Annotated in this window: 27 protein-coding genes; 25 read left to right on the forward strand and 2 right to left on the reverse strand. The window is 69.0% G+C overall.

Annotated features, from left to right (window positions below; all coding sequences use genetic code 11):
• Positions 1-128 precede the first annotated feature (128 nt).
• Genes ACXJLU_RS07600 through ACXJLU_RS07620 form a run of 5 tightly spaced genes read left to right on the forward strand, consistent with a single transcriptional unit; the run spans position 129 to position 4,870 of the window.
• Positions 129-1,121, forward strand: coding sequence for an ABC transporter ATP-binding protein (locus ACXJLU_RS07600; RefSeq protein WP_457329835.1), 993 nt, complete (start codon positions 129-131; stop codon positions 1,119-1,121).
• Positions 1,122-1,159: 38 nt separating this feature from the next.
• A complete protein-coding gene (locus tag ACXJLU_RS07605) occupies positions 1,160-2,434 on the forward strand; it encodes an ABC transporter substrate-binding protein (RefSeq protein WP_457329836.1) in 1,275 nt (424 codons plus the stop codon).
• Between the two features lie 11 nt (positions 2,435-2,445).
• Entirely contained in the window at positions 2,446-3,303 is an 858-nt protein-coding gene (locus tag ACXJLU_RS07610; RefSeq protein WP_457329837.1) for an ABC transporter permease, read from the forward strand.
• Positions 3,303-4,178 carry an ABC transporter permease gene (locus tag ACXJLU_RS07615; RefSeq protein WP_457329838.1) on the forward strand — a complete coding sequence of 292 codons (876 nt, stop codon included), beginning with the start codon at positions 3,303-3,305 and terminating at the stop codon, positions 4,176-4,178. Before ACXJLU_RS07610 ends, ACXJLU_RS07615 begins: the two co-directional genes overlap by 1 nt.
• Positions 4,179-4,180: 2 nt before the next feature.
• On the forward strand, positions 4,181-4,870 hold the full coding sequence (locus ACXJLU_RS07620) for a GntR family transcriptional regulator (protein WP_457329839.1): 690 nt from the start codon (positions 4,181-4,183) through the stop codon (positions 4,868-4,870).
• 22 nt (positions 4,871-4,892) lie between these two features.
• On the opposite strand, the gene ACXJLU_RS07625 is transcribed toward ACXJLU_RS07620, so the two are convergent.
• Complete coding sequence (locus tag ACXJLU_RS07625; RefSeq protein ID WP_457329886.1) at positions 4,893-5,981, reverse strand: MBL fold metallo-hydrolase; 1,089 nt, start codon at positions 5,979-5,981, stop codon at positions 4,893-4,895.
• An 83-nt stretch (positions 5,982-6,064) separates the two neighbouring features.
• Between ACXJLU_RS07625 and ACXJLU_RS07630 the strand changes: the two genes are divergently transcribed.
• The 16 genes from ACXJLU_RS07630 to ACXJLU_RS07705 all read left to right on the forward strand — a co-directional run bounded on the left by ACXJLU_RS07630 (position 6,065) and on the right by ACXJLU_RS07705 (position 20,858).
• On the forward strand, positions 6,065-6,484 hold the full coding sequence (locus ACXJLU_RS07630) for a MerR family transcriptional regulator (RefSeq protein WP_073463204.1): 420 nt from the start codon (positions 6,065-6,067) through the stop codon (positions 6,482-6,484).
• A 35-nt stretch (positions 6,485-6,519) separates the two neighbouring features.
• Positions 6,520-7,698, forward strand: coding sequence for an isovaleryl-CoA dehydrogenase (locus tag ACXJLU_RS07635; RefSeq protein ID WP_457329840.1), 1,179 nt, complete (start codon positions 6,520-6,522; stop codon positions 7,696-7,698).
• Positions 7,699-7,933: 235 nt separating this feature from the next.
• Positions 7,934-9,067, forward strand: coding sequence for an ABC transporter substrate-binding protein (locus ACXJLU_RS07640; RefSeq protein ID WP_457329841.1), 1,134 nt, complete (start codon positions 7,934-7,936; stop codon positions 9,065-9,067).
• A 127-nt stretch (positions 9,068-9,194) separates the two neighbouring features.
• Entirely contained in the window at positions 9,195-9,872 is a 678-nt protein-coding gene (gene can, locus ACXJLU_RS07645; protein WP_457329842.1) for a carbonate dehydratase, read from the forward strand.
• A 13-nt stretch (positions 9,873-9,885) separates the two neighbouring features.
• Entirely contained in the window at positions 9,886-11,685 is a 1,800-nt protein-coding gene (gene aceK, locus ACXJLU_RS07650; RefSeq protein ID WP_457329843.1) for a bifunctional isocitrate dehydrogenase kinase/phosphatase, read from the forward strand.
• Positions 11,682-12,986: an adenosylmethionine--8-amino-7-oxononanoate transaminase gene (gene bioA, locus ACXJLU_RS07655; RefSeq protein WP_457329844.1), complete on the forward strand. Its 1,305-nt coding sequence runs from the start codon at positions 11,682-11,684 to the stop codon at positions 12,984-12,986. Before aceK ends, bioA begins: the two co-directional genes overlap by 4 nt.
• Entirely contained in the window at positions 12,983-13,654 is a 672-nt protein-coding gene (gene bioD, locus ACXJLU_RS07660) for a dethiobiotin synthase (RefSeq protein ID WP_457329845.1), read from the forward strand. Before bioA ends, bioD begins: the two co-directional genes overlap by 4 nt.
• Positions 13,651-14,859 carry an 8-amino-7-oxononanoate synthase gene (bioF, locus tag ACXJLU_RS07665; protein WP_457329846.1) on the forward strand — a complete coding sequence of 403 codons (1,209 nt, stop codon included), beginning with the start codon at positions 13,651-13,653 and terminating at the stop codon, positions 14,857-14,859. Before bioD ends, bioF begins: the two co-directional genes overlap by 4 nt.
• Positions 14,852-16,030, forward strand: a complete 1,179-nt coding sequence (locus tag ACXJLU_RS07670; protein WP_457329847.1) for an acetyl-CoA C-acyltransferase — start codon at positions 14,852-14,854, stop codon at positions 16,028-16,030. The genes bioF and ACXJLU_RS07670 overlap by 8 nt, the downstream gene beginning before the upstream one ends.
• On the forward strand, positions 16,030-16,797 hold the full coding sequence (locus ACXJLU_RS07675; RefSeq protein ID WP_457329848.1) for a DUF72 domain-containing protein: 768 nt from the start codon (positions 16,030-16,032) through the stop codon (positions 16,795-16,797). The genes ACXJLU_RS07670 and ACXJLU_RS07675 overlap by 1 nt, the downstream gene beginning before the upstream one ends.
• On the forward strand, positions 16,794-17,459 hold the full coding sequence (locus ACXJLU_RS07680) for an SDR family oxidoreductase (protein WP_457329849.1): 666 nt from the start codon (positions 16,794-16,796) through the stop codon (positions 17,457-17,459). Before ACXJLU_RS07675 ends, ACXJLU_RS07680 begins: the two co-directional genes overlap by 4 nt.
• 31 nt (positions 17,460-17,490) lie before the next feature.
• The gene (locus ACXJLU_RS07685; RefSeq protein ID WP_457329850.1) at positions 17,491-18,621 is read left to right on the forward strand and encodes an acyl-CoA dehydrogenase family protein; all 1,131 of its coding nucleotides are present in this window, start codon (positions 17,491-17,493) and stop codon (positions 18,619-18,621) included.
• 7 nt (positions 18,622-18,628) lie between these two features.
• Entirely contained in the window at positions 18,629-19,024 is a 396-nt protein-coding gene (locus ACXJLU_RS07690) for a hypothetical protein (RefSeq protein WP_457329851.1), read from the forward strand.
• A 31-nt stretch (positions 19,025-19,055) separates the two neighbouring features.
• Positions 19,056-19,664, forward strand: coding sequence for a GNAT family N-acetyltransferase (locus ACXJLU_RS07695; RefSeq protein WP_457329852.1), 609 nt, complete (start codon positions 19,056-19,058; stop codon positions 19,662-19,664).
• 5 nt (positions 19,665-19,669) lie between these two features.
• The gene (locus ACXJLU_RS07700) at positions 19,670-20,272 is read left to right on the forward strand and encodes a 2-hydroxychromene-2-carboxylate isomerase (RefSeq protein ID WP_457329853.1); all 603 of its coding nucleotides are present in this window, start codon (positions 19,670-19,672) and stop codon (positions 20,270-20,272) included.
• A gap of 70 nt (positions 20,273-20,342) precedes the next feature.
• Entirely contained in the window at positions 20,343-20,858 is a 516-nt protein-coding gene (locus ACXJLU_RS07705; protein ID WP_457329854.1) for a hemerythrin domain-containing protein, read from the forward strand.
• Here the strand turns inward: ACXJLU_RS07705 and ACXJLU_RS07710 are convergent.
• Entirely contained in the window at positions 20,827-21,780 is a 954-nt protein-coding gene (locus ACXJLU_RS07710; protein ID WP_457329855.1) for a LysR family transcriptional regulator, read from the reverse strand. The genes ACXJLU_RS07705 and ACXJLU_RS07710 overlap by 32 nt on opposite strands.
• 70 nt (positions 21,781-21,850) lie before the next feature.
• Here ACXJLU_RS07710 and ACXJLU_RS07715 point away from each other — a divergent pair, with 70 nt between their 5' ends.
• From ACXJLU_RS07715 to ACXJLU_RS07730, 4 genes are all read left to right on the forward strand, one after another.
• The gene (locus ACXJLU_RS07715; protein WP_457329856.1) at positions 21,851-23,212 is read left to right on the forward strand and encodes an acyclic terpene utilization AtuA family protein; all 1,362 of its coding nucleotides are present in this window, start codon (positions 21,851-21,853) and stop codon (positions 23,210-23,212) included.
• A complete protein-coding gene (locus ACXJLU_RS07720; RefSeq protein WP_457329857.1) occupies positions 23,209-23,616 on the forward strand; it encodes an AtuA-related protein in 408 nt (135 codons plus the stop codon). Before ACXJLU_RS07715 ends, ACXJLU_RS07720 begins: the two co-directional genes overlap by 4 nt.
• The gene (locus ACXJLU_RS07725) at positions 23,613-24,587 is read left to right on the forward strand and encodes a Bug family tripartite tricarboxylate transporter substrate binding protein (protein WP_457329858.1); all 975 of its coding nucleotides are present in this window, start codon (positions 23,613-23,615) and stop codon (positions 24,585-24,587) included. Before ACXJLU_RS07720 ends, ACXJLU_RS07725 begins: the two co-directional genes overlap by 4 nt.
• Positions 24,588-24,679: 92 nt before the next feature.
• Positions 24,680-26,815, forward strand: a complete 2,136-nt coding sequence (locus ACXJLU_RS07730; RefSeq protein WP_457329859.1) for an alpha/beta hydrolase domain-containing protein — start codon at positions 24,680-24,682, stop codon at positions 26,813-26,815.
• Positions 26,816-26,822: the final 7 nt, after the last annotated feature.

The following is a 26,822-nucleotide window of genomic DNA, read 5'->3' on the forward strand; positions in this document are numbered from 1 at the left end:
GCTGCTTTGTATACAAAGCGGGCCTGGGTGTCGCCATCAGCTGAGCAAGTCGTGCGCCTGCACGTTGCCCGACAGCGCCCCAAATCTGGGCGAGCCATCTGGCACATGCTTTGCATACAGCCGGACCCATGAAGCCCGACTCGTCCCTGGTGCTCACCTCGCTCGTCAAGCGTTACGGCAACACCGTCGCCGTCGACGGCATCGACCTGACGATTCCCTCCGGCAGCTACTGCTGTTTGCTCGGACCCTCGGGCTGCGGCAAGACCTCGACGCTGCGCATGATCGCCGGCCATGAGCTCGCGAGCGACGGGCAGATCCTGCTCGGCGGCAAGTACATCACCTACAGCGCCGCCGCCGACCGCGGCACCGCGATGATGTTCCAGAGCTACGCGCTGTTTCCGCACCTGAGCGTGCTCGACAACGTCGCCTTCAGCTGGAAGATGCGCGGCAAGGCGCCGGCCGAGCGCCATGCGCGGGCGCGCGAGCTGCTCGCGCTGGTCGCGATGACGCCCTACCTCGCGCGCCTGCCGAGCGAGCTGTCCGGCGGGCAGCAGCAGCGCGTGGCGCTGGCGCGCGCGCTGATGACCGAGCCGCGCGTGCTGCTGCTCGACGAGCCGCTGTCGGCGCTGGATCCGTTCCTGCGCGTGCAGATGCGCGCCGAGCTGAAGCGCTGGCAGCAGGAGCTCGGCTTCACCTTCGTGCACGTGACGCACTCGCAGGAAGAGGCGATGGCGCTGGCCGACCAGGTGGTCGTGATGAACCAGGGCCGCATCGAGCAGACCGGCTCGCCGCGCGAGGTGTTCAACGCGCCGCGCAGCGAGTTCGTCGCACGCTTCATGGGCGCGCACAACGTGATCGCGTCGCCGGCCGGTCACATCGCCGTGCGCGCCGACCGCATGCGGCTGCAACGCCATGCCGACACCGACGGCCGCGCCGCCGCGGTGCGTGCCGTCGAATACCAGGGCACTTATGTGCAGGTGAGCCTGGCGCCGCAGGGCGAGGCGGCCGACGCGCACTGGACGGCCACCGTCTCCGATGCCAGCTTCGACGCCGCGCCGTTCGCGCCCGGCGACACCGTCTACGTGAGCTGGGCTGCCCACGAGGCGCATGCGCTGGCTTGAACCGTTTCCGTTCCCACAAACACCCCGAGGAGCCTCCCATGTCCGACCACAACGATCCGACCGCCACACCGAAGCTCGGCCGCCGCACGCTGCTGAAGGGCGCGGCGGCCGCCGGCAGCGCGCTGGCCTTCCCGTTCGTGCATGCGCAAGAGAAGATCACGCTGCGCTACCTGGGCACCGCGGTGAACCAGGACAAGGCCATCGCCGACAAATTCAAGGCCGACACCGGTATCGAGATCCAGTACATCCCGGTCACCACCGACGACGTGACCAAGCGTGCCGTCACCGCGCCGAACTCGTTCGACCTGATCGACACCGAGTACTTCTCGCTGAAGAAGATCCTGCCGACCGGCAACCTGCTGGGCATCGACACCAAGCGCATCAAGAACGCCGACAAGATCACCACGCTGTTCACGAAGGGGGAGGTCGGCGGCAAGAAGGTCGGCGACCAGGGCACCGCGCCGAAGAAGGTGATGTACGTCGCGTCGCCGACCGCGAAGGACTTCGCGAAGGAGTCGACGCAGTTCATGACGCTGATCCCCACCGTCTACAACGCCGACACGCTGGGCATCCGGCCCGACCTGATCAAGCGCCCGATTGAAAGCTGGAAGGAGCTCTTGAACCCCGAGTTCAAGGGCAAGGCCGCGATCCTGAACATCCCGTCGATCGGCATCATGGATGCGGCGATGGTGGTCGAGGCGGCGGGCCTCTACAAGTACCCCGACAAGGGGAACATGACGAAGAAGGAAATCGACCTGACGATCAAGACGCTGATCGAGGCGAAGAAGGCCGGCCAGTTCCGCGCGCTGTGGAAGGATTTCAACGAGAGCGTGAACCTGATGGCCTCGGGCGAGGTCGTGATCCAGTCGATGTGGTCGCCGGCCGTCACTGCCGTGCGCACCAAGGGCATCGCCTGCACCTTCCAGCCGCTGAAGGAAGGCTACCGCGCCTGGGCCGCCGGCTTCGGCGTGCCGAAGACGGTGAGCGGCAAGAAGGCCGATGCGGTCTACGAGTTCATCAATTGGTTCCTCGACGGCTGGGCCGGCGCGTACCTGAACCGCCAGGGCTACTACAGCGCGGTGCTGGAGACCGCCAAGGCCAAGATGGAGGCCTACGAATGGGCCTACTGGATGGAAGGCAAGGCGGCTGCGCAGGACATCAAGTCGCCCAACGGCGACCTGCTGGCCAAGGCGGGCAGCGTGCGCGACGGCGGCAGCTACGAGACACGCATGGGCGGCATCGCCTGCTGGAACGCGATCATGGACGAGAACGCGTACATGGTTCAGAAGTGGAACGAGTTCGTCGCCGCCTGAACTGAGCGCCCATGAGCAGCACGAAGCCCCTTCGCGTTTCGGCCTGGCTGCAGGCCGCGCCGTTCTCGCTGGTGTTCGTGCTGTTCCTCGTGCTGCCGCTGCTGCTGGTGGTGACGGTGAGCTTTTGGCGCGCCACCGACTACGAGCTGATCCCGGCCTTCACCGCGCAGAACTACCTCGACGTCTTCAACGAGACCACGCTGCGGACCTACCTGTCGACGCTGAAGTTCTGCTTCCTCGTCTGGCTTGTCACGCTGCTGATCGGCTTCGCGGTGGCGTACTTCCTGGCCTTCCATGTGCGCTCGGTCGGCGCGCAGACGCTGCTGTTCATCGTCTGCACCGTGCCGTTCTGGACCTCCAACGTGATCCGCATGATCTCGTGGGTGCCGCTGCTCGGGCGCAACGGGTTGATCAACCAGGGGCTGCAGGCGGCCAACGTGATCGACTCGCCGATCGAGTGGCTGCTGTTCAGCGATTTCTCGGTGGTGCTCGCCTTCGTGCACCTGTACACGATGTTCATGATCGTGCCGATCTTCAACTCGATGATGCGCATCGACCGCGCGCTGATCGAGGCGGCGCGCGATTCGGGCGCGAGCGGCTGGCAGACGGTGTGGAACGTGGTCGTGCCGCTGAGCCGCACCGGCATCATCATCGGCTCGATCTTCGTCATCACGATCGTGATGGGCGATTTCGTCACCATCGGCGTGATGGGCGGCCAGCAGATCGCCTCGGTCGGCAAGATCATCCAGGTGCAGACCTCGTACCTGCAGTTCCCGATGGCCGCGGCCAACGCGGTGATCCTGCTGGCGGTGGTGCTGATGATGATCTGGGGCCTGACCCGGCTCGTCGACATCCGCAAGCAGCTCTGATGCACGTCGACAAGCGCCCCCGCAGCTTCTACGCGCTCGCCGCGGTGTTCGGCGCGTTCGTGCTGTTCCTCTACGGCCCGATGATCACGATCTTCGTGCTGAGCTTCCAGGGGCCCGAGGGCGGGCTCACGTTCCCGATGCGCGGCGTCTCGCTGCACTGGTTCGCGAAGCTGTGGGAAGGCATGGGCGTGGTCGACATCGCGGCCGCGTTCCGGCGTTCGGTGGCGCTGGGCACCGTCGTGATGCTGCTGACGGTGCTGCTGTCGCTCGGTGCCGGCCTCGCGTTCCGCAAGAAGTTCTCCGGCTCGGGCGTGCTGTTCTACACCTCGGTCGCGAGCCTGATCATGCCGTCGATCGTGGTATCGCTCGGCATCGGGCTGCAGTTCCGGCTGATCGACACCGCATTGCGGGGCGTGCTGGAAAGCCTCGGCGCGACCGGCCTGCTCGAGAGCTACGGCACCGCGATGGGCCTGTACACCTCGGCGCTCGGCGCGCACATGACCTGGACGCTGCCGTTCGGGCTGCTGATCATGCTGGCGGTCTTCAACCGCTTCAACCCGGCCTTCGAGGAGGCGGCGGCCGACCTGGGCGCGACGCCGTGGCAGAGCTTCCGCCACGTGGTGCTGCCGCTGATCGCGCCGAGCCTGGTGGGGGTCGGCATGTTCGGCTTCACGCTGAGTTGGGACGAGATCGCGCGCACCTCGCAGGCGATCGGCGACGTCAACACGCTGCCGCTGGAGCTGCAGGGGCTGACGAGCACCGTGACCACGCCGGCCATCTATGCGCTCGGCACGGTGACGACGGTCGTGTCGTTCGTGGTGATGGGCTGCACGCTGGCGCTGGTGAAGTGGCTCGGGAAGCGCCGCGGCGCGTGACGATGGCCGAAGCGTCCGCGGCGATCGGCGGTGCCGATCGGGTCTATGAAGCGATCTATGCCGCGGTGATCGACCACCGCCTCGTGCCCGGCTCGCGGCTGCGCGAGGAGGAGCTGGCGCAGACCTTCGCGGTGTCGCGCACGCTGGTGCGGCAAGCGCTGCACAAGCTCGCGCAGGACGGCGTGATCGTGCTGCGGCCGAACCGCGGCGCGCAGGTGCCCGAGCCGACGCGGCGCGACGGCGAGCATGTGTTCGATGCGCGGCGCGTGGTCGAGTGCGAGGTCGCGCGGCGGCTGGCCGGCAAGCTGAGCGCCGAGCAACTGGCCGAGCTGCGCCAGCTGGTCGAGGCCGAGGCGCGGGCGACGAAGTCGCAGAACAAGCAGGAGGCGATCCGGCTGTCGGGCGAATTCCACCTGAAGCTCGCGCGGATGAGCGGCAACCCGATCTTCGTGCGCTTGCTCGAGGAATTGCTGCCGACCACCTCGCTGCTGATGGCGCTCTACAAGTCGCCCGGCGAGCCGATGTGTGTGGCACACAGCCACCAGCAACTGCTGCAGGTGCTCGCCAAAGGGGCCGGCGCGGGCGCGTCGACCGAGATGCGGCGGCATCTGAACGAGATCGAGCGCAGCCTGTCGCAGCCGGTGGCGAAGGTGGTGCCTGCGTTGCGGGATGTGTTTCGCGCGTACCGGTGAAGAACCCGGATTGGCATCCGGGCTACGGGACCTGTAGCCCGGATGCCAATCCGGGTTCGGCGCTCGCGAAGCGATAAACCCCCGCCCCATCCACCGACCGCACCAGCTTCCCCGCCAGCCACAGCGCATGCAGATGCGCGATCGACTCCCCCATCGCGAACGTCGTCTGGTGCAGGTCGAGCTTGCGCGCGAACAGCACCGTCAGCAGGTCGGCCGCGCTCTGCGGTGATTTCGCGCAGGCGGTCATCACGTCGGCGAAGCGCTCGTCATGGTGGGTCACCAGCTGCTGGATGCGCGTGTGCATGCCGCGGAACGGCCTGCCGTGCGACGGCAGCACCAGCGTGTCGGCCGGCAGCGCGTTGAAGCGCTGGATCGACGCCAGGTACAGCGGCAGCGGATCGGCCTCGGGTTCCAGGTCGATCACGCTGACGTTGGTCGAGATGCGCGGCAGCAGCATGTCGCCCGAGATCAGCACGCCGAGCTCGGCGCAGTACAGCGACATGTGCTCCGGCGCATGCCCGTAGCCCGAGATGCACTGCCAGCCGTGCCCGCCGATGCTGATCACCATGCCGTCGAGCAGGCGCCGGAACGCGGTGGGCACCTGCGGCACCATCGTCGCGTAGTAGTTGCTGCGCGCCCTGATCTTCGCCACCGCCTCCGGATCGGTCAGCCCGTGGCTGGCCATGAACGCCGCCGCCGCCTCGCCGCCGAAGCCGGTGGTGGAGGTGCTGGCCAGCCGCGCCGCGTTGTAGTCGGTCGCGCTGATCCACAGCCGCACGTTCCAGCGCTCGGTCAGCCAGTGCGCCAGCCCCATGTGGTCCGGGTGCATGTGCGTCACGATCAACCGCAGCACCGGCAGGCCCTGCAGCTCGGTCTCGAACACCTGCTCCCAGGCCGCGCGGGTCGCGTCGTTGGTGATGCCGCAGTCGACGATCGTCCAGCCGGCGCGGCCGTCGAGCTCATCGCGCAGCAGCCAGAGGTTGATGTGGTCCAGCGCGAACGGCAGCTGCATGCGCAGCCAGCGCACGCCGGGCGCCACCTCCAGCGTCCGGCCGGTGTCGGGCAGGCTCTCGCCGAGCGGGTACTGCAGCGCTCGCTCGAGCTCGTTCATCGGCTTGGGGATGGGCGGGGTGGTGGATGTCATGAGGGCAGCTACACTTTACGTATACGTCAATCAGCCGATTCTAGGTTTTCATGCCGCACGCTGCTGTCGCCGAGGTGCCTGCCACCTCGTCCCTCCCGGGAATCACCTACACGATCAGCGAACTCGCGCGCGAATTCGACCTGACGACGCGGGCCATCCGCTTCTACGAGGACTGCGGGCTGCTGTCGCCGCAGCGCGCCGGCCGCAACCGCATCTACACCGCGCGCGACCGCACGCGGCTGAAGCTGACGCTGCGCGGCAAGCGGCTCGGGCTCACGCTGTCCGAGGTGAAGGAGCTGGTCGACATGTACGAGTCGCCGCGCGACACGCAGGCCCAGTTGAAGAAGTTCCTCACCGTGCTGGCGCTGCACCGCCAGCAGCTGGAGCAGCAGATGGCCGACCTGCACGTCACGCTCGACGAGGTGCGCACGCACGAGAAAGAGGCGAAGCGGCTGCTGAATTCGCCCTGACACGTTTCACCCCGAAAAACCGACGGAGACACCCCATGAACCTGCCCGGACTCGACTTCCAGCTCGGCGAAGACATCGATGCGCTGCGTGACACCGTGCGCGCCTTTGCCGAGGCCGAGATCGCCCCGCGCGCTGCCGAGATCGACCGCAGCGACCAGTTCCCGATGGACCTGTGGCGCAAGATGGGCGAGCTCGGCGTGCTCGGCGTCACCGTCAGCGAGGAGTACGGCGGCGCGAACATGGGCTACCTCGCCCACATGATCGCGATGGAAGAGATCAGCCGCGCGTCGGCCAGCGTCGGCCTGAGCTACGGCGCGCACAGCAACCTGTGCGTGAACCAGATCAAGCGCAACGGCAGCGAGGCGCAGAAGCGCAAGTACCTGCCGAAGCTGATCAGCGGCGAGCACGTCGGCGCGCTCGCGATGAGCGAGCCGGGCGCCGGCTCCGACGTCATCAGCATGAAGCTGAAGGCCGAGGACAAGGGCAGCCACTACCTGCTGAACGGCACCAAGATGTGGATCACCAACGGCCCCGACGCCGACACGATGGTGGTCTACGCGAAGACCGAGCCCCAGCTCGGCGCGCGCGGCGTCACGGCCTTCATCGTCGAGAAGGGCATGGCGGGTTTCAGCACCGCGCAGAAGCTCGACAAGCTCGGCATGCGCGGCTCGCACACCGGCGAGATGGTGTTCCAGAACGTCGAGGTGCCGGCCGCCAACGTGCTCGGCAGCCTGAACGGCGGCGCCAAGGTGCTGATGAGCGGCCTCGACTACGAGCGCGCGGTGCTCGCCGCCGGGCCGATCGGCATCATGCAGTCGGTGATGGACAACGTGGTGCCGTACATCCACGACCGCAAGCAGTTCGGCCAGAGCATCGGCGAGTTCCAGCTGATCCAGGGCAAGGTCGCCGACATGTACACCGTGCTGCAGGCCGGGCGTGCCTTCTGCTACACCGTCGGCAAGAACCTCGATGCGCTCGGCGTGGAGCATGTGCGCCAGGTGCGCAAGGATTGCGCGAGCGTGATCCTGTGGTGCGCCGAGAAGGCCACCTGGATGGCCGGCGAAGGCGTGCAGATCTTCGGCGGCAACGGCTACATCAACGAGTACCCGCTCGGCCGTCTCTGGCGTGACGCGAAGCTCTACGAAATCGGCGCGGGCACGTCGGAGATCCGGCGGATGCTGATCGGGCGCGAGTTGTTCGCCGAAACGATGTGAATATGCTGTGCCGCACCGGTTCGGCCCCATTTCCTGACGGCTTTTTGACAGCTTGGGGCGAATATCGCGCGGCACCAAAAAAGCAAGAAAAATCTTCGCGCAGCAGTTCACATCGGCTTGCAATTGAATCGCGAAATGAGTAGGGATATCCCGGCCCATCTTTCTAAGATGCTGTCCATACGGCGCCGTTCGCGCCATACCGGACCATCTGATGTATACCAAACCGACTTCCGCTGTGCAGCGCTTCCGTCTGCACGCGCTGGCCGTCACCGGCCTGTTGGCCGCCACGCTGGCCTTCCCGTTCGCGGCGCTGGCCGCCGAGCCGATCGTGATCGGCCAGGTCGCACCGTTCAGCGGCCCGCAGGCCGTCACCGGCAAGGCGATGAATGCCGGCGCGAAGCTGTACTTCGATGCGGTGAACCTGAAGGGCGGCGTGCGCGGCCGGCCGATCAAGCTGGTGACGCGCGACGACGCGCAGAAGCCCGAGGACAGCGTGCGCCTGACGCGCGAGCTGATCGCCGCCGAGGCGCCGGTCGCGATGATCAGCACGGTGGGCACTGCCAACCTCGAGGCGCTGGCCAAGGACGGCGTCTACACGCAGACCAAGACCTCGCTGGTCGGCGCGGTGTCGGGTGCGGCCACGGTCGTCAAGGCGCCGGGCATGCACATCGTGAAGGCGAGCTACCACGACGAGGTGGGCCGTCTGTTCGACCAACTGTCGCACGTCGGCGTGAAGCGCGTGGGCCTGGTCTACCAGGACGACGGCCTGGGCAAGGACGTGCTGGCCGGTGCGCAGATCGCCGCGCAGGCGCATGGCATCGAACTCGCGGTGACGAGCGGCTACCCGCGCAACACGATCCAGGTCGAGAAGTCGGTCGCCGAGATCATCGACTCGAAGGTGCAGGTGGTGTTCCTCGGCGCGACCACCGCGGCCGGCATCGAGTTCGTCAAGCAGTACGCCGCCAAGGGCGGCCAGGGCATCCTGTACGGCATGTCGATCATCGACACCGATGCGCTGCTGAAGGCGCTCGGCCCGGAGCGTGCGCGTGGCTACGCGTTCTCGGTGGTGCTGCCGCTGCCGCAGCAGAGCAACCTCGCGGTCGTGCGCGAGTACATGCAGCTGAAGGCCGCGTCGAACAACCCGGACCTGTCGGCCCGTTCGATCGAAGGCTTCATCGCCGCGAAGGCGCTGGTCAAGGTGCTGGAGACCACGAACTCGCTGACGCCGGCCGGCGTGACCGCGGCGCTGAATGCAGCCAACGCGATCGACGTCGGTGGCTACACGCTCGACTTCAGCCTGAACGACAAGCCGGGTTCGCACTACGTGAATTTCGCGATGTTCGGCGCGAACGGCAAGATCCTCAACTGATTCCCCGGGCGTCTCGGCCCCGCGGGAGCGGAGGCGGGACGCTCGTGTCCAGGCACGTCGGATCGGTCCGCGTGCAGCCTGGGGATGGATGCGTAAACTGCGTCCGTCTTCGCTGCACTGCAACATCATGACCACCGACCTGCAAGAACTCCTGGACAGCAACCGCCTGTGGGCGCAGCGCACCGAAGCACGCTCGCCGGGCTTCTTCACCGGGCTGCTGAAGCAGCAGGCGCCGCAGTACCTGTGGATCGGCTGCGCCGACAGCCGCGTGCCGGCCAACGAGCTGGTCGACCTGGCGCCGGGCGAGCTGTTCGTGCACCGCAACGTCGCCAACGTGGTGGTGCACTCCGACCTGAACTGCCTGTCGGTGATCCAGTTCGCGACCGACATGCTGAAGGTCAAGCACATCATCGTGGTCGGCCACTCCGGCTGCGGCGGCGTCGCGGCGGCACTGCACGACCGCCACGTCGGCCTCGCCGACAACTGGATCTGCCACGTGAAGGACGTGCGCAACAAGCACCAGGCCTGGCTCGACACGGTGCAGGAGTCGCGCCGCGTCGATGCGCTGTGCGAGCTGAACGTGATCGAGCAGGCGCGCAACGTCTGCCAGACCACCGTCGTCGAAGAGGCCTGGCGGCGCGGCCAGGACCTGGTCGTGCACGGCTGGTTCTACGGCCTGTACAACGGGCTGCTGCAGGACATGAAGATCACGATCGGCCGCGCCGACGAGGTCGGGCCGGCGTACGAAGCGGCGCTGGCCGGGCTGCAGTCGCGCTATGCCTCCATCGGGGCCATCACCGGCTGACGAGGCGCGCCCGATGTTCCCGCAGGCCCTCACCGACGCGCGCGCGTTCGGCATCGCACAGGCGATGCTCGACGGCTTCAACCGCCACTACCGGTTGTTCCGCGCGGCCAGCGCCGGGGCCAAGCAGCGCTTCGAGGTGGCCGACTGGCACGGCCAGCAGCGCGCGCAGCGCGAGCGCATCGAGTTCTACGACCTGCGCGTCGACGAGGCCGTCGAGCGGCTGCAGACCGAGTTCGATGCCGCCAGCCTGAGTTCCGAGGCCTGGCAGGAGGCCAAGCTGCACTACATCGGGCTGCTGACCAACCACCACCAGCCCGAACTCGCCGAGACCTTCTTCAACTCGGTGACGACGAAGATCCTGCACCGCAGCTACTTCAACAACGACTTCATCTTCGTGCGCCCGGCGGTGTCGACCGAGTACATCGAGAACGACGAGCCGGCCTCGCAGCCGACCTACCGCGCCTACTACCCGACGCGCGAGACGCTGCGCGAGACCTGGCTGCGCGTGGTGCACAACTTCCAGCTCGACTGCGAGTTCGAGGACCTCGAACGCGACATCGACCACGTGCTGGCGGCGGTGAACGAGCAGATGGGCGATTTCCGGCCGCGCGCGAACTTCCAGATCCAGGTGCTGAGCTCGCTGTTCTTCCGCAACAAGGGCGCGTATGCGGTCGGCAAGGTGATCAACGGCTTCCGCGAAACGCCGTTCGCGCTGCCGATCCTGCACAGCGCCGGCGGCAAGGGCCTGACGATCGACACCGTGCTGCTCAGCGAGGACGACCTGCTGATGCTGTTCAGCTTTGCGCGGGCGTACTTCCTGGTCGACATGGAGATCCCGTCGGCGTACGTGCAGTTCCTGCGCACGCTGATGCCGCGCAAGCCGCGTTCGGAGCTGTACAGCGCGCTCGGGCTGCAGAAGCAGGGCAAGAACATCTTCTACCGCGACCTGCTGGCGCACCTGCGCCACAGCAGCGACACCTTCCGCATTGCGCCCGGCATCAAGGGCATGGTGATGCTGGTGTTCGACCTGCCGTCGTTCCCGTACGTGTTCAAGGTGATCAAGGATTTCTACCCGCCGCAGAAGGAGACCACGCGCGAGCTGATCAAGAGCAAGTACCTGCTCGTGAAGCAGCACGACCGCGTCGGGCGCATGGCCGACACGCTGGAGTACAGCAACGTGGCCTTCCCGCGGGTGCGCTTCGACGACGAGCTGGTGGCCGAGCTGAAGCACTTCTGCGGCAGCCTGCTCGAGGAAGACGGCGCCGACCTGGTGATCCGCCACGTCTACATCGAGCGCCGCATGATCCCGCTGAACATCTACCTGCAGGAGGCGACGCCCGAGCAGATGGAGCACGCGGTGGTCGAGTACGGCAACGCGATCAAGGACCTGGTCGCGGCCAACATCTTTCCCGGCGACATGCTGTGGAAGAACTTCGGCGTCACGCGCAACGGCAAGGTGGTGTTCTACGACTACGACGAGATCGAGTACCTGAGCGACTGCAGCTTCCGCCGGGTGCCGGCTGCGCGCACCGAAGAGGAAGAACTGTCCGGCGAGGTCTGGTACCGGGTCGGCCCGCGCGACGTGTTCCCCGAGACCTTCGGGCCGTTCCTGCTCGGCCACCCGGGGGTGCGCGAGGTGTTCATGAAACACCATGCCGACCTGCTGGATGCCGATTTCTGGCAGCGTCGCAAGGAGCGCATCCAGGCCGGGCATGTGCACGACGTGTTCCCGTACGACCCGGCGCGGCGCTTCAAGAACCAACGAAGGCTGCGCGCAGCGCAGCAAAGTTCCGACGTGACGACATCGACATGACGACATTGAATGAACGCAGCCGCGTCGCGGTGTGGCACCCCTGCAGCCAGATGAAGCAGCATGAGACGCAACCGCTGCTCGAAGTGGCGAGCGCCGAGGGCGCGTGGCTGCTCGACACGGCCGGCCGGCGTTACCTCGACGGCATCAGCTCGTGGTGGGTCAACCTGTTCGGCCACGGGCATCCGCACCTGCGCGCGGCGCTGCATGCGCAGCTCGACACGCTGTGCCACGTGATGCTGGCCGGCTGCACGCACGAGCCGGTGGTCGCGCTGTCGGAGCGGCTGGCCGAACTGACCGGCCTGGGCCATGCGTTCTACGCGAGCGACGGCGCGGCCGCCACCGAGATCGCGCTGAAGATGAGCGCCCACCACTGGCGCAACCGCGGCCGGCCCGGCAAGACCAAGTTCATCGGCCTGGAGGGCGGCTACCACGGCGAGACGGTGGGCGCGCTGTCGGTCACCGACATCCCGCTGTTCCGCGAGGCCTACGGCCCGCTGGTGCGGCTGAGCGCGACGGTGCCGAGCCCCGATGCGCGCAACGCGTTGCCGGGCGAGACGGCGGCCGACGTGGCGCGCCGTTGCGCGCAGGCGCTGCAGGCGGTGCTGGAGACGCGGCACGACGAGATCGCCGCGGTGATCGTCGAGCCGCTGATCCAATGCGCCGCCGGCATGGCGATGCACGACCCGGCCTACCTGCGCGAGCTGCGCGCGCTGTGCGACCGCTACGAGGTGCACCTTGTGTGCGACGAGATCGCGGTCGGCTTCGGCCGCACCGGCAGCCTGTTCGCGCACCAGCAGGCCGGCATTCGGCCGGACCTGCTGTGCCTGTCGAAGGGGTTGACCGGCGGCACGATGGCGCTGTCGGCGGTGCTGACCACCGACGAGGTGTTCGCGTCGTTCTACGACGACAGCACCGCGCGCGGCTTCCTGCATTCGCATTCGTACACCGGCAACCCGCTGGCCTGCCGCGCCGCGCTCGCGACGCTGGAGATCTTCGGCCAGCGCGACTGGATGGCGCACAACGCGGTGACGGCCGCGACGCTCGACGTGCTGTGCGAGCCGCTGCGCGCGCACCCGGCGGTGCTGCGCAGCCGCCGGCTCGGCATGGTGTGGGCGTTCGACATCGACAGCACCGACCCGCTGTTCGCACGCCGCTACCACGCAGCCGCGCTGCGGCACGGGCTGATGCTGCGGCCGATCGGCAGCACGCTGTACTTCATGCCGCCGTACGTGATCGACGAGGCGGCTTGCGAGCAGCTTGCGGCGGGTGCACTCGCCGCGTTGCAGGAGACCTTGGCATGAGCGTCGAAGGCTATTTCGTCACCGGCACCGACACCGGCGTCGGCAAGACCCTCGTCAGCTGCACGCTGATGCTCGACCTGCGCCGGCGCCACAAGCGCGTCGTCGGCATGAAGCCGGTGGCGGCCGGCACCATCGCGACGCCGCATGGCGACGACAACGAAGACGTGCTCGCGCTGCGCGCCGCCGGCAACGTGACCGTGCCGCGCGAACTCGACAACCCGTACTGCCTGCCGCTGCCGATGTCGCCGCACCTGGCGGCCCACGCGGCCGGCGAGACCATCGACATCTGCCTGCTGTCGCGGCGCTACCGCGAACTGTCGTCGCTGGCCGACGCGGTCGTCGTCGAAGGCGCCGGTGGCTTCCTGGTGCCCTTGAGCGACACGCACACCGGCGCCGACCTCGCGCAGGCGCTCGACCTGCCGGTGCTGCTGGTGGTCGGCCTGCGGCTCGGCTGCCTGAACCACGCGCTGCTGACGCAGGAGGCCATCCGTTCGCGCGGCTTGCGCCTGGCCGGCTGGGTCGCGAACCGCGTCGACCCGGCGATGCGCGCGGTCGACGAAAACATCGCGACGCTGCGGGACCGCATCGACGCCCCGCTGTGGGCCGAGCTGCCGCACCAGCCGCATGCGAACGCACAGGACATGCTGCGCCACTGGACCGCCCGATGAACGCCTTCGACCTCGGCGAGATGGCCGCGCAGCTCGACGCGCTGGACGGCCACAGCCTGCGCCGCCGGCGCCGCGTGGTGCAGCAGGTCGACGGGCCGCGCATGGTGGTCGACGGCGAAGCGCTGCTCGCGTTCTGCAGCAACGACTACCTCGGCCTCGCGCAGCACCCGGACCTGATCGCCGCAGCGCAGCGCGCGGCGCAGCAGTGGGGCGTCGGCGCGACCGCGTCGCCGCTGGTCTGCGGCCACACCGAAGCCCACGATGCGCTGGAGCGCGAACTGGCCACCTTCGTCGGCATGCCGGCCGCGCTGAGTTTCTACGCCGGCTTCGCGGCCAACGTCGGGCTGCTGCCGGCGCTGGTCGGGCGTGGCGACGCGCTGTTCTGCGATGCGTTGAACCACGCCTGCCTGATCGACGGCTCGCGGCTGTCGGGCGCGCAGATCAGCGTGTACCCGCACGGCGACCTGGCGGCACTGGCCGAGCGGCTCGCCGCGTCGACCGCCGAGCGCAAGCTGGTCGTCACCGATGCGGTGTTCAGCATGGACGGCGACCTCGCGCCGCTGCCCGAACTGCTGACGCTGTGCGAGCGCCACGACGCCTGGCTGCTGGTCGACGATGCGCACGGCTTCGGCGTGCTCGGGCCCGACGGCCGCGGCAGCGCGGCGCACTTCGGTCTGCAGTCGCAGCGGCTCGTCTACATGGCGACGCTCGGCAAGGCGGCTGGCGTGGCCGGCGCGTTCGTCGCCGGCCACGAGACGCTGATCGACTGGCTGCTGCAGCGCACCCGCAGCTACATCTTCGCGACCGCGATGCCGGCGATGCAGGCCGAGGTGCTGCGCGAGAGCCTGCGCGTGATGCAGCGCGAGCCGCAGCGCCGCGCGCACGTGATGGCGCTGGTGCAGCGGTTGCGCGCCGGGCTGGCCGGGCTGCCGTGGGCCAACCCGCCGTCGCCGACGCCGGTGCAGCCGCTGATCCTCGGCGGCAATGCCGAGGCGCTCGCGATGGCGGCGGCGCTGCGCGAGCGCGGCCTGTGGGTGCCGGCGATCCGGCCGCCGACGGTGCCGGCCGGCAGCGCCAGGCTGCGCATCACCTTGTCGGCGGCGCACACCGAGGCCGAGGTCGACCGGCTGCTGGACGCATTGCGAGAGATTGCCGCGAGGCGTAAAACCGATTCACCCCACCATGAAGGAGACCCTCATGTCTGACCCCATCGTCATCGTGTCCGCCGCCCGCACGCCCATCGGCGGCCTGCTGGGGGATTTCAGCGCGCTGGCCGGCCACCAGCTCGGTGCCATCGCGATCAAGGCCGCGGTCGAGCGCGCCGGCATCACCGGCGACGCCGTCAACGAGGTGCTGATGGGCAACTGCCTGATGGCCGGCCAGGGCCAGGCACCGGCCCGCCAGGCCGCGCTCGGCGCCGGGCTGCCGCAATCGGCCGGCGCGGTGACGCTGTCGAAGATGTGCGGCTCGGGCATGCGCGCGATGATGTTCGCGCACGACATGCTGAAGGCCGAGAGCGTCGACGTGATGGTGGCCGGCGGCATGGAGAGCATGACGAACGCGCCGCACCTGATGTTCGCGCGCAAGGGCGTGCGCTACGGCGCTGCCCAGATGTTCGACCACATGGCGATCGACGGGCTGGAGGATGCCTACGACCGCGGCCGCGCGATGGGCGTGTTCGCCGAGGAGTGCGTGGCCAAGTACCAGTTCAGCCGCGAGGCGCAGGACGCGTTCGCGATCGCGTCGACGCAGCGCAGCAAGCAGGCCAATGAAGACGGCAGCTTCGACTGGGAGATCGCGCCGGTCAGCGTGGCCGGCAAGGGCGGCGACACCGTCGTGAAGTTCGACGAGCAGCCATTCAAGGCCAAGCTCGACAAGATCCCGACGCTGAAGCCGGCGTTCAAGAAAGACGGCACGATCACCGCGGCGAATGCGTCGAGCATCTCCGACGGTGCCGCGGCGCTGGTGCTGATGCGCGAGAGCACCGCGAAGCGGCTGGGCAGCACGGTGCTGGCGCGCATCCATGCGCACGCGGTGCATGCACAGGCGCCGAACTGGTTCACGACGGCACCGATCGGCGCGATCGACAAGGTGCTGAAGAAGACCGGCTGGGCCGCGAAGGAGGTCGACCTGTGGGAGGTCAACGAGGCCTTCGCCGCGGTGACGATGGCGGCGATGCACGAGTTCAAGCTGCCGCACGAGATCGTCAACGTGCACGGCGGTGCGTGCGCGCTGGGCCATCCGATCGGCGCGAGCGGGGCGCGCATCGTCGTCACGCTGTTGGGTGCGCTGCGCAAGCACGGGCTGAAGCGCGGCGTCGCGGCGCTGTGCATCGGCGGCGGCGAGGCGACGGCCATGGCGGTGGAACTGGCCTGATGGGCGTGCGGGGAGCGTCGGCGGCGATCCGGATCGGCACCGCGGGCTGGGCGATCTCCGCCGCGCAGGCCGAGGCGCTGCCCGGCGAAGGCACGCACCTCGAACGCTACGCACGGCGCATGAACTGCGTCGAGATCAATTCGTCGTTCTACCGCAGCCACCGGGTGCAAACCTATGTGCGCTGGGCCGACAGCACGCCCGACGACTTCCGCTTTGCGGTGAAGCTGCCGAAGCGCATCACGCACGAATGCCGGTTCGAGGGTGTCGACGAGCTGCTGGCGGCGTTCGTTGCGGAAGCGGGGGGCCTGGGCGCCAAGTGGGCCGTCACGCTGGTCCAGTTGCCGCCCTCGCTGGCGTTCGATGACAAGGTGGCGGGCCGGTTCTTCGAGCAGCTGGGCGAGGCCTTCGATGGCGCCGTCGTCTGCGAGCCGCGGCATCTCAGCTGGTTCACGCCGCAGGCCGGGCAGCTGCTGGCGCAGTGCGAAGTCGCCCGTGCGGCCGTCGACCCGTCGAAGTGGCCGCAGGCGAACGAACCCGGCGGCTGGACGGGCCCTGCGACGGCGCGCCGCCCGGCCGTTTTCTACCACCGTTGGCATGGTTCGCCGCGGATCTACTGGTCGACCTACGAGACCGACTGGCTGCGCGAGCGCGCGCAGGAACTCGCGCAACTGCCGGCCCACGCGGACCGCTGGTGCATCTTCGACAACACGGCGGCGGGCGCGGCATTGCCGAACGCCCTGCAGCTGGAGACACTCACCTCCCCATGAACATCCTGATCATCGGCGCCTCGCGCGGCATCGGCCTCGAATTCGTCCGCCAGTACCGCGAGGCCGGCGCCCGCGTCACCGCCACCGCGCGCGATGAGGCCGGCATCGCACGCCTGCAGCAGCTCGGCGCCGAGGCCTTCGCGCTCGACGTGACCGACACCGCCAGCGCCTCGGGCGTCGCCTCGCGCATCGCCGGGCAGGCGTTCGACGTCGTCATCGTCAACGCCGGCGTCCTCGGGCCGCGGCTGTCGGCACCGCAAACGCCAAGCGAGGCCGATTTCGATGCGGTGATGCACACCAACGTGCTCGGCGCGATGCGCATCCTGCCGCAGGTGATGGAGTCGCTCGCGCCCGGCGCGAAGCTCGCGGTGCTGTCGTCGCGCATGGGCTCGATCGGGCTGCGCAGCTCGGGCAGCAGCTGGCTGTACCGCGCGTCGAAGGCGGCGCTGAACTCGGTGCTGAAGGACATGTCGTTCTCGCTGGACGGCCGCGCGACCTGCGTCGCCTTCCACCCCGGCTGGGTGCGCACCGACATGGGCGGCTCGTCGGCCGACATCAGCGTCGAGCAGAGCGTGGCCGACATGCGGCGCACGCTGGCCGCGCTGCAGCCGTCGGAGAACGGCAGCTTCCTGAACCACGACCACCAGCCGCTGGCCTGGTGACCCTGAAGAAGAACGCGAGGAGACAAGACCCATGCTGACCGAAGACCACCGCGCGGTGCAGGACGCCGTGCGCGCCTACGTGCAGGACCGCATCGCGCCGCAGGCGGCCCGCTGGGACAAGGCGCACCACTTCCCGAAGGACGAGCTGCGCGGCCTGGCCGAGCTCGGCTGCTACGGCGTCGCGGTGCCCGCCGAGTGGGACGGCGCCGGGCTCGACTACCTGAGCCTGTCGCTGATCCTCGAGGAGATCGCGGCCGGCGACGGCGCCACGTCGACCATCGTCAGCGTCAACAACTGCCCGGTGTGCTCGATCCTGATGGTGTGGGGCGACGACGCGCAGAAGGCGCTGTGGCTGAAGCCGCTGGCGCGTGGCGAGATGCTCGGCGCGTTCTGCCTGACCGAGCCGCACGTCGGCTCGCAGGCCGACGGGCTGAAGACGACCGCGGTGCGCGATGGCGACCACTACGTGCTCAATGGCGTGAAGCAATTCATCACCAGCGGGAAGCATGGCGACGTGGCGATCGTGATGGCGGTGACCGACAAGGCGGCCGGCAAGAAGGGCATCAGCGCGTTCATCGTGCCGACCTCGACGCCGGGTTACGTGGTGGCGCGGCTGGAAGACAAGATGGGCCAGCACGCGAGCGACACCGCGCAGATCCTGTTCGAGAACTGCCGCATCCCGGCGGCGAACCGGCTGGGCGATGAAGGGCAGGGACTGAAGATCGCGCTGTCGGGGCTGGAAGGCGGGCGCATCGGCATCGGCTCGCAGGCGGTGGGCATGGCGCGCGCGGCCTTCGAGGCGGCGCTGCGCTATTCGAAGGAGCGGGTCGCGTTCGGCAAGCCGATCTTCGAGCACCAGGCGCTGCAGTTCCGGCTGGCCGAGATGGCGACGCAGATCGAGGCGGCGCGGCAGCTGATCCACCATGCGGCGCGGCTGAAGGATGCCGGTCAGCCGTGCCTGAAGGAAGCGGCGATGGGCAAGCTGTTCGCGAGCGAGATGGCCGAGCGCGTGTGCAGCGAGGCGATCCAGATCCACGGCGGGTATGGGTACGTCAGCGATTTTCCGGTCGAGCGCATTTATCGCGACGTGCGGGTGTGCCAGATCTACGAGGGCACGAGCGACGTGCAGAAGATCCTGATCGGGCGGGCGCTGGCGGGGTGATGCCGACGTGAACGCTCTCCACACCCTCGCCTACGCCGTCGCGTTCTTCCTCAGTTCCAACCTCGCCTCGTTCGTCTCCAAGTTCATCAGCAGCTTCCTGGCGGCGGCGAAGCGGCCGCTGTCTGCTGATGCGCTGTTCATCCTCGAACGGGTGGAGGACCTGGCCGAACTGCTGCTGTGGATTGCCGTCATGGTGCATGCGCTGCGACACGCGTCGCCCGATGCCTACCTCACCATCGCCAGCTCATTCCTGCTGGTGGCCGTGGTCGCCTTCTTCATCGAGAAGAAGTTCGGCAAGATCTCCAGCCGCGTGTTCTGGCTGAGAATTTCGGTGTCGTTCGTTGCTTGCCTGTGGATCGCGTCCACTATCGTCGAGCATCTGTCGCGCAAAAGTCCCGCGTAGCCACGAAGAACCTCTCGCCATTTGCAGTGACATGGAAGTCTCCCGATCACCATCGCATCGCCTCTTCACCACCGCAGGAGCCGCGGCGTGGAAGCTGACCGAATCCGATCTGCCGGACCTGCAGGCGTTCTTCGTCGCCAATCCCGACTACTTCGTCGCGGTCAACGGCATGGCCCCTCGTGCCGACGAGGCCAGGCAGGAGTTCGAGGACCGGCCACCGGCGGGGATGCCGTTCGACGATGCGTTCATGATCGGTTTCGCTGACGACAACGGTCGCCTGATCGCGATGGCGTCGATCACGGCCAACCTGCTGGCGCCGCAGGTCTGGCACATCGGCCTGTTCATCGTGGCCACATCGCTGCATGGGTCGGGCACTGCCGCCTCGCTGTATGCCGGGCTCGAGGCCTGGCTGAAGGCGCAAGGAGCCCTGTGGATCCGCCTCGGCGCCGTCGTCGGCAACGCCAGGGCGGAGCGCTTCTGGGAGCGGCAGGGCTACACCGAAGTCAGGCGCCGTGCCGGGGCGCAGCTCGGCGACATCACCCACACCGTCCGGGTCTTCGTCAAGCCGCTGGGCACGTCGAGCCTCGACGACTACCTGAGTCTCGTTGCCCGCGACCGCCCGGAATCGCTTTTGCCATGAACGTCATGAACACCGCCATCGATTTCTACTTCGACTTCTCGTCGCCCTATTCCTACATCGCCTCCGAGTGGATCGAGGCGCTGGCCGCGCGCCACGGCCGCACGGTCGAATGGAAGGCGGTGATGCTCGGCGCGGTGTTCCAGGCGGCCGAACTGAAGAGCCCCGTCTCGCACCCGATCAAGCGCGAGTACTCGCTGCACGACTTCGAGCGTTCGGCGCGTTTTGCCGGCGTGCCATTCACGATCCCGCCGAAATTCCCGGTTGCCACGCAGAACGTGTCGCGCGTGTTCTGGTTCCTGCACGCCGACGACCCGGCGCGCGCCGTGGCCTGGGCCCGGCTGTGCCTGCGCGCGTACTTCACGCGCGGCATCGATCTGGGCGACACGACGGCGCTGGCCGCACTGGCCACCGAGGCCGGCCTCGAAGCGGGCGCCGCCGAGCGCGTGTGGACCGATCCGCACTGGAAGGATCGCCTGCGCCAGGCCAACGACGCGGCAATCGCGGCCGGTGTGTTCGGCGCGCCATTCTTCGTGCTCGATGGCGAGCCCTTCTGGGGCAACGATCGACGCCCGCAGATCGAGCGCTGGCTCGAGCAAGGACCGTTCTGATTTGATCGGCCGCAACGACACGGCGCCCGATGCGGCCCAGGATCGCGCTTTCGACTCTCGCCCTGCCACCATGTCTGCACTTGCCGTCGATCCGCAGTCCCTGTCCACCATCCTTCCTGCGCCGCGGCCGCGCCTGGCCTGGTCCGACGGCCTCGCGCTCGGCCTTGAGGCGATGGACCACACGCACCAGGAGTTCGTCGACCTGCTGGCGCAGGTGGCCACCGCCGATGACGACACCGTGCTGCCCGCCTGGGCCGCGCTCGTCGAGCACACGCAGGCGCATGTCGACCAGGAAGACCGCTGGATGCGCGACACCGGTTTCGCGTCCGGCAACTGCCACGCGACCCAGCACCGCGTGGTGCTCGAGGTGATGCGCGAGGGCGTGGCGCGCGGACAGGTCGCGATGATCCGCCAGATGGCCGACGAACTGGCCGCGTGGTTCCCGACGCATGCGCAGACGATGGATGCGGCGCTCGCGCTGCACCTTCGCGGTGTCGGCTACGACGCGGCGAGCGGCGAAGTTCACCTGCCGCAGGCGCTGCCGGCGGCGGCGATCACGGGCTGCGGCTCGTCTTCCTGCGGGTGACCCGGCCGACGGGGCCGGTGCCGGCCCCCGCCTTCGTCCCCTCCGGCGGCCGCGCCATCACCCACTCATACAAGCCCTGCGCCGCCACCGACAACCCGCGGTCGCGCCGCCGCACCAGGTAGAGCTGCCGTTGCAGCCCCGCCCACGGCAGCGGCCGCGTCACCACCCCGGGCGCCTTGAAGTGGAACAGCGTCAGCCACGGCACGATGCTCACGCCCAGCCCCGCGCGCACCATGCCCATCACGGTGGCGAGCTGGTCAACCTCCATCACTGCATTCATCACCTGCGGATGCGTCGCGGCATCCAGGTACTGCCGCACGCTCGACGTGCGCGACAGGTGGATGAAGGGCCAGGCCGCCACGTCCTTCGGTCGCACCTCGGCGAGCCGCGCCAGCGGATGGCGGGTCGGACACACCAGATGGAAGTCGTCGCTGCAGAACGGCTCGGCGCGCAACTCGGGCGTCTCGGCGCGCGTGGCCGCGAGCGCGAAATCCGCATGCCCGCTGCGCACGAGTTCGATGCACGGCTCGGACAGCACATCGGCCACCTGCAGCTCGATGCCCGGCCAGGCCTTGCGGAACTCCGCCAGCACCGGCGGCAACCAGCCGGCCGCGAGCGACGGCAGCAGCGCGATCGAGACCCGCCCGCGCCGCCGCGCGGCCTGGTCGCGCACGCCGGCCAGCGCGCCGTCGAACTCGTCGAGCACGCGCCGCGCCGACAGCTCGAACTCGCGGCCCTCGGTCGTCAGCTCGACCGAACGCGTGCTGCGGTCGAACAGCCGCAGCCCGAGTGCCTCTTCCAGCTGGCGAATCAGCGCACTGAAGGCCGGCTGCGACAGGTGCATCGCCGCCGCGGCCCGCGTGAAGTTGCGCTGCGCCGCCAACAGCACGAAGGCACGCAGCTGGCGGGTCGACACATTCATTTGCATTGCAGATCAACTCATCCGAAATTGCGAATTCCCATATTAATCGCCGCTGCCTACAGTCGGCGCGATGAATCGCACCCCCTTGCGCATCGGCTGCGCCGCAGGCTTCTCCGGCGACCGCACCGATGCGGCCGGCCCGGTGGTCGACGCGCTGATCGCCGCGGGCGGCGGCGTGCTGATCTTCGAGACGCTGGCCGAGCGCACGCTGGCGCTGGCCCAACTGGCGCGCCGCGATGATCCGGATGCCGGCTACGAACCGCTGCTCGACGACCTGCTGCGCCCGGTGCTCGCGCGCTGCCTGGCCGGTGGCGTGCGCATCGTCAGCAACTTCGGCGCGGCCAACCCGCCGGGCGCGGCACGGCGCATCGCGGCACTGGCCCGCGAGCTGGGCCTGCGCGTGCCGCGCATCGCGGTGGTGTCGGGCGACGACCTCGCCGGCGACACGCACCGCGGGCTGCTGCTCGAAGCGCTGGGTCGCCAGGCGGCCGCGCTCGACATCGTCGCGGCCAACGCCTACCTCGGTGCCGAGGCGATCGCCGATGCGCTGCTGGCCGGCGCCGAGATCGTCGTCTGCGGGCGGGTCGCCGATCCGTCGCTGACCGTCGGCCCGGCGCTCGCGCATTTCGGCTGGGCACGCGACGACTGGGACCGCATCGCCGGCGCCACGATGGCCGGGCACCTGCTCGAATGCGGCGCGCAGGTCAGCGGCGGCTACTACGCCGACCCGGGCTACAAGGACGTGCCCGGGCTGGCGACGCTGGGCTACCCGATCGCCGAGATCGATGCCGACGGCGGCTGCGTCGTCACGAAGCCCGCGGGCACCGGCGGGCGCATCGACGAGCACACCGTGAAGGAGCAGCTGCTCTACGAGGTGCACGACCCCTTCGCCTACCTGACGCCCGACGTCGTGGCCGACATCGGCCAGGCGCAGGTGCGGCAGCTCGGCCCCGACCGCGTGCGGCTCGACGGCGTGCGCGGCCATGCGCGACCGGCGCAGCTGAAGGTGAACGTGTGCCACGAGACCGGCTGGCTGGCCGAAGGGGAGATCTCGTACGCCGGCCCGCGGGCCGAGGCGCGTGCGCGGCTCGCGGCCGAGGTGCTGCGCGAGCGGCTGCACGGCCTGGGCACGCTGCGCGCCGACCTGATCGGCGTCAGCAGCGTGTTCGCCGACGACGCCGGCACCTGGGACGATGCCGCGAGCGCGCACGACGGCCGTGACGTGCGGCTGCGCGTGGCGCTGCAGCATGCCGACCGCCGGCAGGCCGAACGCCTCGCGCGCGAAGTGACTGCGCTGTACACCTGCGGCCCGGCCGGCGGCGGTGGCGTGCGCACCGCGCTGCGCCGTCGTCTGGGCATCGCCAGTTGCAGCGTGCCGCGCGAGCGCGTCGATGCGGGTTTCACCTTCCTGCCGATCGGAGAGGGCGCATGAGCGACGAGATGGACATCGAAGTCCCGCTTTACCGCGCCGCACACGCCCGCACCGGCGACAAGGGCGACCGCGCCAACATCAGCCTGATCGCCTGGCACCCGCAGCTGTGGCCGCTGCTGGTCGCGCAGATCGACGAAGACGCGGTGCGCCGCCAGTTCGCGCACCGCCGGCCGGGCCGCATCGTGCGGCACCTGCTGCCGCTGCTGCACGCGATGAACTTCGTGCTCGACGACGTGCTCGACGGCGGCGTCAACGGCGCGCTGAACCTCGATGGGCACGGCAAGGCGCTGTCCTTCCTGCTGCTGGAGCTACCGTTGCGCGTGCCGCGCGCCGTGGTGCCGCTGCTGGCCGGCCCGCCGATCGACGCTGACGAATCCAAGAACCACACCGGAGACAAACGATGACGAAGTACCGTTCCCTGCTCGCGGCCGCGCTGGCGCTCACTGCGCTCGGCGGGCTGCCGCTGCGCACGCAGGCGCAGGCCTGGCCTGCCAAGCCGATCACCTTCATCGTGCCGTTCGCGGCCGGCAGCGCGACCGATCAACTGGCGCGCGCGCTTGGCCAGTCGATCACCGTCGACACGAAGCAGGCGGTCGTCGTCGACAACAAGGCCGGCGCGAGCGGCATGCTGGCGGCGCAGAGCGTGGCCCGCGCCGCACCCGACGGCTACACCGTGCTGATCACCACCAACACCACGCATGCGGCCAACGAGCACCTCTACAAGAAGCTGCCCTACGACCCGGTGAAGGATTTCGTGCCGGTCACCGGGCTCGGCAAGGGCGGGCAGGTGATGGTGGTGAACGTGAACTCGCCGTACAAGACGGTGGCCGACGTGCTCGCCGCGGCGAAGCAGCAGCCGGGCAAGCTGAGCTTCGGCAGCGGCAGCTCGTCGAGCCGCGTGGCCGGCGAGTTGTTCAAGCAGATGGCGCACGTCGACCTGCTGCACGTGCCGTACAAGAGCAACCCGCTCGCGATCACCGACCTGCTGGGCGGCCAGATCGACCTGATGATCACCGACACCTCCACCGGCGTGCCGCAGGTCAAGGCCGGCAAGCTGCGCGCGCTGGGCATCTCGACGGCGCAGCGCTCGCCGCTGCTGCCCGAGGTGCCGACCATCGACGAGGCCGGCGTGAAAGGCTACGACATGGGCTACTGGTTTGCGGCCTACGTGCCGGCCGGCACGCCCGCCGCGGTGGTGCAGCGGCTGCGCGAGCTGCTGGTCAGCGGCACCGGCAGCGCCGCGGCGAAGAGCTTCTTCGACGCGAGCGGCTCGGTGCCGTTCACGACCACGCCCGAGGGGCTGGCGGCGTTCCAGGCGACCGAGACCCAGAAGTGGGGCAAGGTCATCAAGGCGGCCGGCATCGACCCCGAGTAGTTCCGCGCGACGGCGCATCCCCTTCGCCACCCACCAGCGGGCGCCGCCAGAGCGCTCCGGGGGCGGAGCCTTTCCAAAACCAGGAGACATCGATGACGAAGCTTTCGCTGAACCGCGTGGCCGCGCTTGCGCTGGCCTGCGGACTGGCCGCCTGTGGCGGCGATTCCGGCGATGCCGGCGGCAACGCGCCGCCGCCCGCCGCCCAGGCTCCCCGCATGCACCTGAGCATCACCGCCACCGAAGACTTCGCCGGCAGCTACGGCGCTGTCGGCGCCTACGAGAAGCTCAGCGGCACCTTGCGCGGCGAGGTCGATCCGAAGGATGCGCACAACGCGATCATCCAGGACCTGGACCTCGCGCCGGTGAATGCCCGCGGCATGGTCGAGTACAGCGCCGACTTCGTGCTGCTGAAGCCCAAGGACATGAGCAAGGCGAGCGGCGTGCTGCGCTACGACGCGCCGAACCGCGGCACCATCCTGACGATGCCGAACCCGGTCGCGACGCCGAGCGATGCGGTGTTCCTGGAGCGCGGCTACGTGCTGCTGTATTCGGCGTGGCAGGGCGACGTGCCGAAGAGCAGCGCCGCGCGGCTGACGCTCACGGTGCCGGTGGCGGTCAACCGCGACGGCTCGTCGATCACCGGCACCTACCGCAGCGAACTCGTTCCATCGGCCTCGACGCCGGTGATGACGCTGCCCGGTGGCGTCTTCAACGGCACGATGATCCCGTACGCACCGGCCAGCCTGGACAACAGCTTGCCGGGCCATTCGCTGACGCGGCGGCTGAACGACACCGATGCGCGCGTGGCGATCCCGCCGTCCGACTGGAAGTTCGCCGATTGCGATGCCGCGGCCAGGCCCTTTCCCGGCACGCCCGACGGCAGCAAGGTCTGCCTGAAGGGCGGCTTCGACCCGGCCTGGCTGTACGAGCTGGTCTACGTCGCGAAGGACCCGAAGGTGATGGGCGTGGGCCTGGCGGCACTGCGCGACACGGTGAGCTTCTTCCGCCACCAGGCGGCCGATGCCGACGGCGTGGCCAATCCGCTTGGCGGGCGCATCACGCATGCGATCGGGCAGGGCACCTCGCAATCGGGCAATGCGATGAAGACCTTCCTTCACCTGGGCTTCAACCAGGCGCTCGACGGCAGCAAGGTGTTCGACGGCGTGTACGCCCACGTCGCGGCACGGCAGACGAACATCAACACGCGCTTCGCCGTGCCGGGCGGCGGCGGTGCGATCCGCACCGACCACACCGCGTTCGGCCAGACCGCGCCGCGTGCGCTGGACAAGGACTATGTCGACCCGATCACCGGCCGCAAGGGCGGCGTGATGACGCGCTGCGCCGCGAGCAACACCTGCCCGAAATTCTTCCTCGGCCTGTCGGGCACCGAGTTCTGGCAACTGCAGGGCTCGCCGGTGCTGACCGATGCCTGGGGATTCGCCGACCTCGCGCAACCCGACAACGCGCGCATCTACTACTACGCGAGCACGCAGCACGGCGGCGCGGGCGGCACCGCGAGCATCGCGTACGTGCCGGCCAACAGCGTCTACCCGCGGGGCACGGTGGCGCACCACAGCGACACCTTCCGCGCGCTGTTCATCGCGCTGGAGGACTGGGTGATGCACGACACCGCGCCGCCGCCGAGCCAGGTGCCGGCCATCGCGGCCGGCACGCTGGTGCGGCCCGAGCAGCTGAGCTGGCCGGCGATCAAGGGCCTGAGCTGGCCGGTCGGCGGCGTCGCGACCGCGATCCCCGACTTCAGCTACCGCGGCTGGTTCAACGCCTACCGGGTGCTGGACTTCGGTCCGCAGTACGTGCCGCAGGACGAGAGCGGTGTCGCGACGCAGCTGCCTCCGCTGGCCGGCACCGACTACGCGATCCTGGTGCCGAAGGTCGATGCGTCGACCGGCCTGGCGTTGGCCGGCATCCGCGGCATCGAGGTGCAGGCGCCGCTGGGCACCAGCATCGAGTTCAACTACGTCGCGACGCCGGGCCAGGTCGACCTGACGAGCCTGACCGGCAGCTACCTGCCGTTTCACGCGACCGAGGCATCGCGGCTCGCCGCCGGCGACGCGCGGCCGTCGCTGGAGTCGCTGTACGGCAACCAGGCGGGGTATGTGAGCGCGGTGACGGCGGCGGCGAGCCGCCTGGTGGCGCAGCGCTTCCTGTTGCAGCGCGATGCGGACCTGCGGATCCAGCAGGCGACGGCGGCAACGGTGCTGCCGTAGCCCGGGT

The sequence above is a fragment of the Rhizobacter sp. P5_C2 genome (genome assembly GCF_054049715.1).

Coding starts and splice junctions, on each gene's coding strand:
- ACXJLU_RS07600 (WP_457329835.1), top strand. CDS start 129: ATGAAGCCCGACTCGTCCCTGGTGCTCACCTCGCTCGTCAAGCGTTAC.
- ACXJLU_RS07605 (WP_457329836.1), top strand. CDS start 1,160: ATGTCCGACCACAACGATCCGACCGCCACACCGAAGCTCGGCCGCCGC.
- ACXJLU_RS07610 (WP_457329837.1), top strand. CDS start 2,446: ATGAGCAGCACGAAGCCCCTTCGCGTTTCGGCCTGGCTGCAGGCCGCG.
- ACXJLU_RS07615 (WP_457329838.1), top strand. CDS start 3,303: ATGCACGTCGACAAGCGCCCCCGCAGCTTCTACGCGCTCGCCGCGGTG.
- ACXJLU_RS07620 (WP_457329839.1), top strand. CDS start 4,181: ATGGCCGAAGCGTCCGCGGCGATCGGCGGTGCCGATCGGGTCTATGAA.
- ACXJLU_RS07625 (WP_457329886.1), bottom strand. CDS start 5,981: ATGAACGAGCTCGAGCGAGCGCTGCAGTACCCGCTCGGCGAGAGCCTG.
- ACXJLU_RS07630 (WP_073463204.1), top strand. CDS start 6,065: ATGCCGCACGCTGCTGTCGCCGAGGTGCCTGCCACCTCGTCCCTCCCG.
- ACXJLU_RS07635 (WP_457329840.1), top strand. CDS start 6,520: ATGAACCTGCCCGGACTCGACTTCCAGCTCGGCGAAGACATCGATGCG.
- can (WP_457329842.1), top strand. CDS start 9,195: ATGACCACCGACCTGCAAGAACTCCTGGACAGCAACCGCCTGTGGGCG.
- aceK (WP_457329843.1), top strand. CDS start 9,886: ATGTTCCCGCAGGCCCTCACCGACGCGCGCGCGTTCGGCATCGCACAG.
- bioA (WP_457329844.1), top strand. CDS start 11,682: ATGACGACATTGAATGAACGCAGCCGCGTCGCGGTGTGGCACCCCTGC.
- bioD (WP_457329845.1), top strand. CDS start 12,983: ATGAGCGTCGAAGGCTATTTCGTCACCGGCACCGACACCGGCGTCGGC.
- bioF (WP_457329846.1), top strand. CDS start 13,651: ATGAACGCCTTCGACCTCGGCGAGATGGCCGCGCAGCTCGACGCGCTG.
- ACXJLU_RS07670 (WP_457329847.1), top strand. CDS start 14,852: ATGTCTGACCCCATCGTCATCGTGTCCGCCGCCCGCACGCCCATCGGC.
- ACXJLU_RS07675 (WP_457329848.1), top strand. CDS start 16,030: ATGGGCGTGCGGGGAGCGTCGGCGGCGATCCGGATCGGCACCGCGGGC.
- ACXJLU_RS07680 (WP_457329849.1), top strand. CDS start 16,794: ATGAACATCCTGATCATCGGCGCCTCGCGCGGCATCGGCCTCGAATTC.
- ACXJLU_RS07685 (WP_457329850.1), top strand. CDS start 17,491: ATGCTGACCGAAGACCACCGCGCGGTGCAGGACGCCGTGCGCGCCTAC.
- ACXJLU_RS07695 (WP_457329852.1), top strand. CDS start 19,056: ATGGAAGTCTCCCGATCACCATCGCATCGCCTCTTCACCACCGCAGGA.
- ACXJLU_RS07700 (WP_457329853.1), top strand. CDS start 19,670: ATGAACACCGCCATCGATTTCTACTTCGACTTCTCGTCGCCCTATTCC.
- ACXJLU_RS07705 (WP_457329854.1), top strand. CDS start 20,343: ATGTCTGCACTTGCCGTCGATCCGCAGTCCCTGTCCACCATCCTTCCT.
- ACXJLU_RS07710 (WP_457329855.1), bottom strand. CDS start 21,780: ATGAATGTGTCGACCCGCCAGCTGCGTGCCTTCGTGCTGTTGGCGGCG.
- ACXJLU_RS07715 (WP_457329856.1), top strand. CDS start 21,851: ATGAATCGCACCCCCTTGCGCATCGGCTGCGCCGCAGGCTTCTCCGGC.
- ACXJLU_RS07720 (WP_457329857.1), top strand. CDS start 23,209: ATGAGCGACGAGATGGACATCGAAGTCCCGCTTTACCGCGCCGCACAC.
- ACXJLU_RS07725 (WP_457329858.1), top strand. CDS start 23,613: ATGACGAAGTACCGTTCCCTGCTCGCGGCCGCGCTGGCGCTCACTGCG.
- ACXJLU_RS07730 (WP_457329859.1), top strand. CDS start 24,680: ATGACGAAGCTTTCGCTGAACCGCGTGGCCGCGCTTGCGCTGGCCTGC.